Origin of the sequence: Flavobacterium beibuense (assembly GCF_004151245.1) — a bacterium.
GTDB classification, from domain to species: domain Bacteria; phylum Bacteroidota; class Bacteroidia; order Flavobacteriales; family Flavobacteriaceae; genus Flavobacterium; species Flavobacterium beibuense_A.
Genome location: NZ_JUIW01000005.1, coordinates 310,841 through 318,391, shown reverse-complemented (window position 1 = coordinate 318,391; position 7,551 = coordinate 310,841). Strand labels below are relative to the sequence as shown.

Annotated in this window: 9 protein-coding genes; 3 read left to right on the top strand and 6 right to left on the bottom strand. The window is 35.6% G+C overall.

Going from position 1 to position 7,551, the window contains the following annotated elements; all coding sequences use genetic code 11:
- Positions 1-267 precede the first annotated feature (267 nt).
- On the bottom strand, positions 268-1,503 hold the full coding sequence (locus NU09_RS08905; protein WP_129750931.1) for an ABC transporter permease: 1,236 nt from the start codon (positions 1,501-1,503) through the stop codon (positions 268-270).
- 5 nt (positions 1,504-1,508) lie between these two features.
- Here NU09_RS08905 and NU09_RS08900 point away from each other — a divergent pair, with 5 nt between their 5' ends.
- Together NU09_RS08900 and NU09_RS08895 are read left to right on the top strand one after the other, a co-directional pair.
- Complete coding sequence (locus NU09_RS08900) at positions 1,509-2,795, top strand: exo-beta-N-acetylmuramidase NamZ domain-containing protein (RefSeq protein WP_129750930.1); 1,287 nt, start codon at positions 1,509-1,511, stop codon at positions 2,793-2,795.
- A gap of 95 nt (positions 2,796-2,890) precedes the next feature.
- Positions 2,891-3,097, top strand: coding sequence for a hypothetical protein (locus NU09_RS08895; protein ID WP_129750929.1), 207 nt, complete (start codon positions 2,891-2,893; stop codon positions 3,095-3,097).
- A gap of 30 nt (positions 3,098-3,127) precedes the next feature.
- On the opposite strand, the gene NU09_RS08890 is transcribed toward NU09_RS08895, so the two are convergent.
- Positions 3,128-3,358, bottom strand: coding sequence for a hypothetical protein (locus NU09_RS08890; RefSeq protein WP_129750928.1), 231 nt, complete (start codon positions 3,356-3,358; stop codon positions 3,128-3,130).
- A gap of 5 nt (positions 3,359-3,363) precedes the next feature.
- Positions 3,364-3,855 carry a YkgJ family cysteine cluster protein gene (locus NU09_RS08885; protein ID WP_129750927.1) on the bottom strand — a complete coding sequence of 164 codons (492 nt, stop codon included), beginning with the start codon at positions 3,853-3,855 and terminating at the stop codon, positions 3,364-3,366.
- Positions 3,856-3,896: 41 nt separating this feature from the next.
- On the opposite strand from NU09_RS08885, the gene NU09_RS08880 reads away from it, so the two are divergent.
- Entirely contained in the window at positions 3,897-4,607 is a 711-nt protein-coding gene (locus NU09_RS08880; RefSeq protein WP_129750926.1) for a class I SAM-dependent methyltransferase, read from the top strand.
- Between the two features lie 47 nt (positions 4,608-4,654).
- Here the strand turns inward: NU09_RS08880 and NU09_RS08875 are convergent, their stop codons facing one another.
- From NU09_RS08875 to NU09_RS08865, 3 genes are all read right to left on the bottom strand, one after another.
- Complete coding sequence (locus NU09_RS08875) at positions 4,655-5,056, bottom strand: DUF2059 domain-containing protein (RefSeq protein ID WP_129750925.1); 402 nt, start codon at positions 5,054-5,056, stop codon at positions 4,655-4,657.
- Between the two features lie 27 nt (positions 5,057-5,083).
- Positions 5,084-5,716: a 7-carboxy-7-deazaguanine synthase QueE gene (locus NU09_RS08870; RefSeq protein ID WP_129750924.1), complete on the bottom strand. Its 633-nt coding sequence runs from the start codon at positions 5,714-5,716 to the stop codon at positions 5,084-5,086.
- 104 nt (positions 5,717-5,820) lie between these two features.
- Positions 5,821-7,518, bottom strand: coding sequence for a tetratricopeptide repeat protein (locus NU09_RS08865; RefSeq protein ID WP_129750923.1), 1,698 nt, complete (start codon positions 7,516-7,518; stop codon positions 5,821-5,823).
- Positions 7,519-7,551 lie beyond the last annotated feature (33 nt).

Here is a 7,551-nt window from a genome sequence, read left to right as displayed (position 1 = left end):
GTTTTTCTAAGAACGTGTGCCTTTATTGCGGGTGCAAAAGTAGCCATCTTTTCCACTCCCGCAAACTTTTAATACCCTTTTTTTAATCTTTTTTTAACCCTTTTTCATAACTACCTGATAAGGTGGTTTTTGACAAGGAAAAAAAATACTCTTTTTTAACCAGCAATAGGAGAAACTTTAAAAAATATTTAGCCTAAAATAAGAAACGATGCTGTTTTTTCAAAAAGCATCGTTTCTTATATATTCAAATTAAGGATTTTTCAATATCTAATCAAATCGAAGCACCTTAACAGGCGATATTTTTGTAATTATATAAGATGGTATAAGTAATAAAGCCATACATATAATAATAGTACCTGCATTTACAGCTAATATAAAAGGTATATCAAAACTTACCGGCGCTACACTAACATAATAACTTTCGGGCCTAAGGGTAATAATCCCGAAATGTTTTTGAATCAACAATAAACCTATACTTATAGCATTACCCCAAAGAAGTCCTTTTACTATTAAGTAGGTCGCATTGTATAAAAATATTTTTCTGATACTCCAGTTAGTAGCACCAACCGCCTTAAGCATTCCTACCATTTGCGTACGCTCAAGTATTAAAACAAGTAATGCCACAACCATATTAATAGTAGATACCACTATCATAATTGTAATAATGACTAGTATATTAAAGTCAAAAAGCTTTAGCCACTCAAATATATTAAGGTATTTATCTTCTATGGTACGGCTATCCAATGTAGGAGGTAACGCCTTATATACTTCTTTTCCTTTCTCTCCAATATTAGTAAAATCATCTACGAAGACCTCAAAAGAACCTATCTGGTCCTTTTTCCACTTATTAATACGCTGCACATGCCTTATATCACCTATTACTATAGTAGCATCAAATTCCTGAAAACCGGACGTAAATAAACCAACAACTTCAAAAACCCTCATATTAGGCATTCCGTTACCATCCTCTTTCATAAAATAAGTAGTAAACCTGTCTCCTATTTTAAGTTCAAGCCTTTTTGCCATATATTCTGAAAGAATGATTTCTTCGTTCAGTTTATCCTTAAGATTCGGAATTCTTCCTTCGATAAGATACTCTTGCAGATTATCCCATTTATAGTCCTTTCCTACTCCTTTAAATATAACCCCTTCAAAAGCTTTTTCAGTACGGATAATCCCAGCCTTAGACGCAACAGCCTGAACATGGTTTATTCCCTGTACAGATTTAAACTCAGGATAAAAATCCTGATGTATGGAAATAGGCTCTACACTAACCTCCGACTGGTTGTCATCGAAATTGGAAATAATAATATGGCCGTTAAAAGCAGATATCTTTTCACGTATCTTATCCTGAAGCCCTACACCTGCTGCCACAGATACCACCATCATAATAATACCTATAGCAATTGCCACTATTGCTATTTTTATTATTGGTGCCGAAATACTACTTTTATAGTTCTTTGCAGAAACAAGCCTTTTGGCTATAAAATATTCTAAATTCAATTTATATGGTATCTTATTCTTTGCTCAAAAATACATTTTTATTCTCATTTATATTAATTGCCGCCTGTGGAAATTCGATTTCGGGCCAAAAGACGAAAACTGAAAGCCCTAAAGAGGAAAAACAGGTCAATGGTGAAAATACTACAGCAAAAGATCTTCCTATTGCCCATATTAAAACGGGAGCTGAAAACTACACTGCTTACCTACCTTTATTAAAAGGCAAAAAAGTAGGTATTGTTACCAATCAGACGGGGATATTACACTTTACATTACAAAAGTCTGGCACAAACATAGGAGAGTCTGACATGAGTATAGTAGATTTTTTAGTAGACCAAAAAGTAAACCTTAAAACAATATTTGCTCCAGAGCATGGTTTTAGAGGAACAGCGGATGCCGGTGAACATGTTAAAGACGGTAAAGACAAACAAACAGGACTGCCTATAGTATCATTATATGGGAACAACAAAAAACCCAAGCCTGAACAGCTTCAGGGAATAGACATCATGCTTTTCGACCTTCAGGATGTAGGTGCACGCTTTTACACTTATATATCATCTTTACATTATGTAATGGAAGCCTGCGCAGAAAATAACATTCAGGTTATTGTATTAGACAGGCCAAACCCTAACGGAAGTATTATTGACGGCCCTGTTCTGGAAAAAGAAAACACCAGTTTTGTGGGCATGCACCCTATCCCTGTACTTCACGGAATGACCATTGGGGAATATGCCAAAATGATAAATGGTGAAAAATGGCTGAAGGATGGTATTCAATGTAGGCTTATAGTTATACCATGTCTAAACTACAATAGAGATATGGAATATCACCTACCGGTAAAACCTTCCCCTAACCTGCCAAACGACCAAGCCATTAATCTTTACCCTAGCCTTTGTTTTTTTGAAGGCACCAATGTTAGCGTAGGCCGAGGCACAAACAAACAGTTTCAGGTATATGGCTCACCCTATTTACCTAAAAAAGGATTTAGCTTTACACCAGCACCTAATGAAGGTGCAAAAGACCCTTTATATAATAGCAAAACCTGTTACGGAGAAGACTTATCAAACATTAAACATGTAAATCAGCTAGAACTTAAATGGCTAATTGATGCTTACAAGAAAACCGAGGACAAATCAAAGTTCTTTATACCTTTCTTTACTAAGCTTGCAGGAACCAAAAAGCTTCAGGAGCAGATTGAAGCAGGTAAAAGCGAAACAGAAATAAGAGAAAGTTGGACAAAAGGATTATCAGACTTTAAGCAAACCCGAAAAAAATATCTTATTTACACTGAATAGTGACTCTAATTCTTAATGTTATTACAAAGTTCTTTTAGTTGCTGATATTGTTTTGTAATTTTCTGCTAAGTATTAATCTCAAAAAAAAATTAGCCATGAATATAGCAGAAACAGTAGACAATGTAATACAGTACATTATAAGGATGATTGAGAAAGCAAAAGGCTACATCGATCAGGTTATAGACTTTTTTAATATGCTTAAGGATAATATTGAAGCTTTGCTTGAATATATCGACGAAAAAATTGAGCATTTTCAAAGTATTATAAACGAATTAAAATACCATGAAGAAGTAGCAGCCTAATAAGACTGTTTATATAAACATAAGCCTTCTCTATTTTTGAGAAGGCTTTTTTATTTGAGCAGCTTTTACAAGCTTTATTATTAATTGTATTATAAAATAAAGTATAGCCAGGGCGACAAACAGTAAAAGTGATATGGTTAGCACTTCAAACACTTTTACTTCCCAGGAAGATTCAACTACATTAAAGTTTATAAAAAACAGGGAGCATGACACTGCAAAAGCAAGTATATAAAGCAGCGATAATCTTTTTACGGTTTTCATAAATGTTATACTATTTTCTTTTTCATTTCTTCTACTATATTATAAGCAGCAGGACAAATGGCTACATTTTTAAGTGTAAGGTTAGCTATCTGCTGAAACTTCTTCCTGTCGGTATGCGGAAATTCTCTACAGGCTTTAGGCCTTACATCATAAATCATACAATAATTTTCGGCATCCAGAAAAGTACAAGGAACACTTTGCAGCACATAATCGTTATCTTCATCAATTCTTAAGTACTTGTCGATAAATTGCTGCGGCTTCATTCTGAGATGTTTTGCTATCCTTTCAATATCTGCCGTTGTAAAAAGCGGACCCGTAGTCTTACAGCAATTGGCACAGGTAAGGCAGTCTGTTCTTTCAAATTCCCTGTCATGAAGATCCTGCATAATATAATCCAGGTTCTTGGGTGGTTTCTTTTTCAGCTTATCAAAAAACTTTTTGTTTTCGTTATGCTTATCTTTGGCAAGTTTTGGAAGCTGGTTTAAAAAATTCTCCATCACACTGATCATATTATTTTCTGCAGCAAAAGTATAAAAAAATGAAAGACCTTTTTGGCAAAGCGATACTGGATTATCAAACCAATAACAATCCCGAAGATATTATTACAGAAACTTCAATATCTGAAGAAGATGAAATGAGCGTGGCCTATCTTTTCAGGGATTATAAACAAATGCCCAAAATTGAGAAAAAAGCTTTGTCTCTAGCCAAAGGACGTGTACTTGATGTAGGCTGTGGTGCCGGCAGCCATGCCCTTTATCTACAAAACGGCAAAAAGCTGGATGTTACTGCTATCGATATTTCTGCCAATGCAGTTGCAGCCTGTAAACTAAGAGGGATAAATGATGTGCGTACTACAGATGTACTGGAACTGAATAATGAAAAGTTTGACACTATTATTCTTCTTATGAATGGTACCGGTATTTTCGGTAAACTGAAAAACTGCACCATTTATCTTGAAAAACTAAAATCTCTTCTTAATCCCGGCGGTCAGATACTAATAGACTCTTCTGACATTATATACATGTTTGATGAAGATCAAGATGGCGGAAAATGGATACCTACCGATACCGATTATTATGGTGAACTTACTTTTACCATCACTTATAAAGGAGAAAAGGAAGATACATTTGACTGGCTGTATATAGATTATAACACTTTACAGAATGCGGCTCATGCTAATGGTTTAAACTGCGAATTGGTTATAGAAGGCGAACATTTTGACTATTTAGCCAAACTCACATTACAATAAATAAAAAACCGGCATTAGCCGGTTTTTTATTTATATCTACCTGCAGATTACTGCATGTATTTCATCATGATTCCCTGAAGTCCCATTCCCCATTCCTGACCAATCTGTTGTCCTTTCTCATACAACACAGCAGTTTTACCGGCTAATTTTTTACCGGCAGGGCTTTCATAAAACTTGATGAATTGTTTTATTTCATCATGAGTAAACTCCTGCATGTACATGTCTGCCATTTTATCCATTAGTCCATCAAGAGATGTATTCAGTTCTTTTTTAAAGTCAGCCTGCTTTTCAGCCGGAAGTTGACTAACTATATCTTTAGTAAGTATTTCAAAAATCTGTCTCTGCTCAGTAAGCTGAATATACTTAAGAGCATCCTGTTTAAATGCATCCTGAGCAAAAGCTGTTGCTCCTGCAAGAACTAAAACTAAAGTTAAAAGCAATTTTTTCATAAGTTATAATATTAGTTGTTTAATGATTTACGGTATGTTTAAATATTTGTGTGTTTGTAAAGATACTCTCCATTTAGGGTTAGCCATTACATAATCAACAATAAGCGGAGTCATTTCTTCCTTTTTACTCCATTCCGGCTGAAGGAATAAAATGGCATCCTTGTTGGTTTTTGCCGCCTGTTCTTCGGCAAAAATAAAATCGTGCTTGTTATGTATTATCACTTTAAGTTCGTGTGCCTTTTCGTAAACCCCTTCTACAGGAAGCTTGGTTTTTTTAGGCGAAAGGCAAATCCAGTCCCATGTTCCGGAAAGCGGGTATGCTCCCGATGTCTCTATATGTATCCTTAATCCTTTTTCCTTTAGACTTTGGGTTAAAGGCCCCATGTCCCATGTTAAAGGCTCTCCACCTGTAATAACAATGGTCTTAGCATATTTATTTGCATTCTCAACAATAGACTCTATATGAGTGGGCGGATGTAAATCGGCATTCCAGCTCTCCTTAACATCACACCAGTGGCAACCCACATCACAACCTCCTACCCTAATAAAGTAGGCAGCAGTACCTGTGTGGTAACCTTCACCCTGTATAGTGTAGAACTCTTCCATCAACGGAAGCATTTCTCCTTTTTCTACTGCTATTTGTATATCTTTCTTCAGCATTTTACATCAAAATAGTTGGCAAAGATACATATAAAAAAAGAAGCTTCGCCAAACCCATAAAAAAAGCCGACAGTTAACTGTCGGCTTTTTGTTTATTCATTCAATTAAGGCTTTAACCTTTTTAATTCCTGTTTAGCATACTCATCGTTTGGATCAAGCTCCAAAACTTTGTTGTAATACTCAATTGCTTTAGCAGTATCAGTTACTGCATAGTAAGAACCTGCATTTGAATAAGCCTCGATAAGGTTAGCTTTTTGTTTAGCAACTTCAGCAGTACCTTTTTCTGTTACAACTCTGATGTATTCATTGTAAGCATCAGCCATTTTTTGGTAAGCCTCGTCAGACTGTATTCTCTGGTTAACTCTCGCTTTGTATAAATAAGCATCCTGAGCATCAGGAGAAGCTTTAATTACATAGTCAAGAGCCACATCTGCCTTACCTAATTGTACAGCATTTTCTTTTTGAGCTTCCTCTGATTTGTTTAAGTGATCGTAGTAAACAGAGTAAGCAAGGTAGAAGTTATCATAGAACAGGTTTCTGTTATCAGGGTTTGTAGTAGCCACTTCAAACACTACAGAAGCCGGTCCGTAAAGTTTTTGTCCAAACAGTTTTTTACCAATAGCATTAAACTGGTTTGTAATGTCAATATCTTTTTCAGCAGCAGCTTTAATATCTGTAATTGCTTTATCAAACACTGCCTGATCAGTAATAATAGTATTACCCTGAGCATCCTCACTGATTACTGAAGCCATTTCGGCTAAACCAAGGTAAAGGTGGTCTCTTGCAATAACACGCTTAGGCTCAACTTTAGCCATAAACTCAGTCATTGCCTTGATGCTCTCAGCATAGTTCCCATTTTCGTAAGCCGAGTAAGCAAGGTAACGAAGTATTCTAGGGTTAACTTTATCCAGCTGTTGCATTTTCTTAGCCTCTGCCTCAAGTGCTTTATAGTCACCTGCAAGTACTAAGAAGTCAGCATGTCTCATACGAGAGTTAAGAGAGTAATCAGTAAGTGTCATGTATTTCTCATAATACTCTAATGCTTTCTTAATGTACTCGTTGTATTTTTTAGTATCTGTATTACCCCATAGGTAATAAGTTTCAGCAAGCTCACGGTAAGCCGGACCATAGTTAGGGTCTTTTGCTAATATTTTATTGAAAGCCTCTACAGCCTCAGGGAAAGCAGCTCTTGTGTTTTTAGTAATTACACCTAACTGAAGATCTGCTCTTAAAAGACTTGGATCATAAGATGTAGCAGTACGGTAAGCTCTGTATGCTTCATTATGATTTCTGTCTCCAATATAAGCATCACCTAAAGCAAGATAAGCTGAAGCTGCTTTAGAATCTTTTTCTATGGCTTTATTTAGTACGGCAATTGCTTTCTTATAGTCAGGATTATCAGAATCGATATAAGCCCTACCTATATAGATAAGCTGCTCAACATCTTTTTTTCTCAGCTCATCTTCTACTGATTTGAACTTAGCAGTCGCTGCTGATGCATTTCCGTTGTCAAGATCTATATGACCTAAACCTATAGTGTTATATTCAGCATCGTGTTTTGCCTTTAAACCATTGTTAAAGTACATTGCTGCAGAATCCTGCTCTGTTTGTTTTAAATAAACATCTCCTAAAAGGAAGTAATTTTTCCCTTCATCCGAATCAGATGCAATTAAAGATTTTAAAATTGTTTTGGCCTTTTGATATTGTTCGGCATCGATAGCTTTTTTAGCCTGCTCTGCATCCTGTGCATTAGCCGTACCGAAAACCAATAATGACAAGCCAATGATTTTTAATTCTTTCATTTTAATCTCCTTTAAATGTATACTATTTAATTA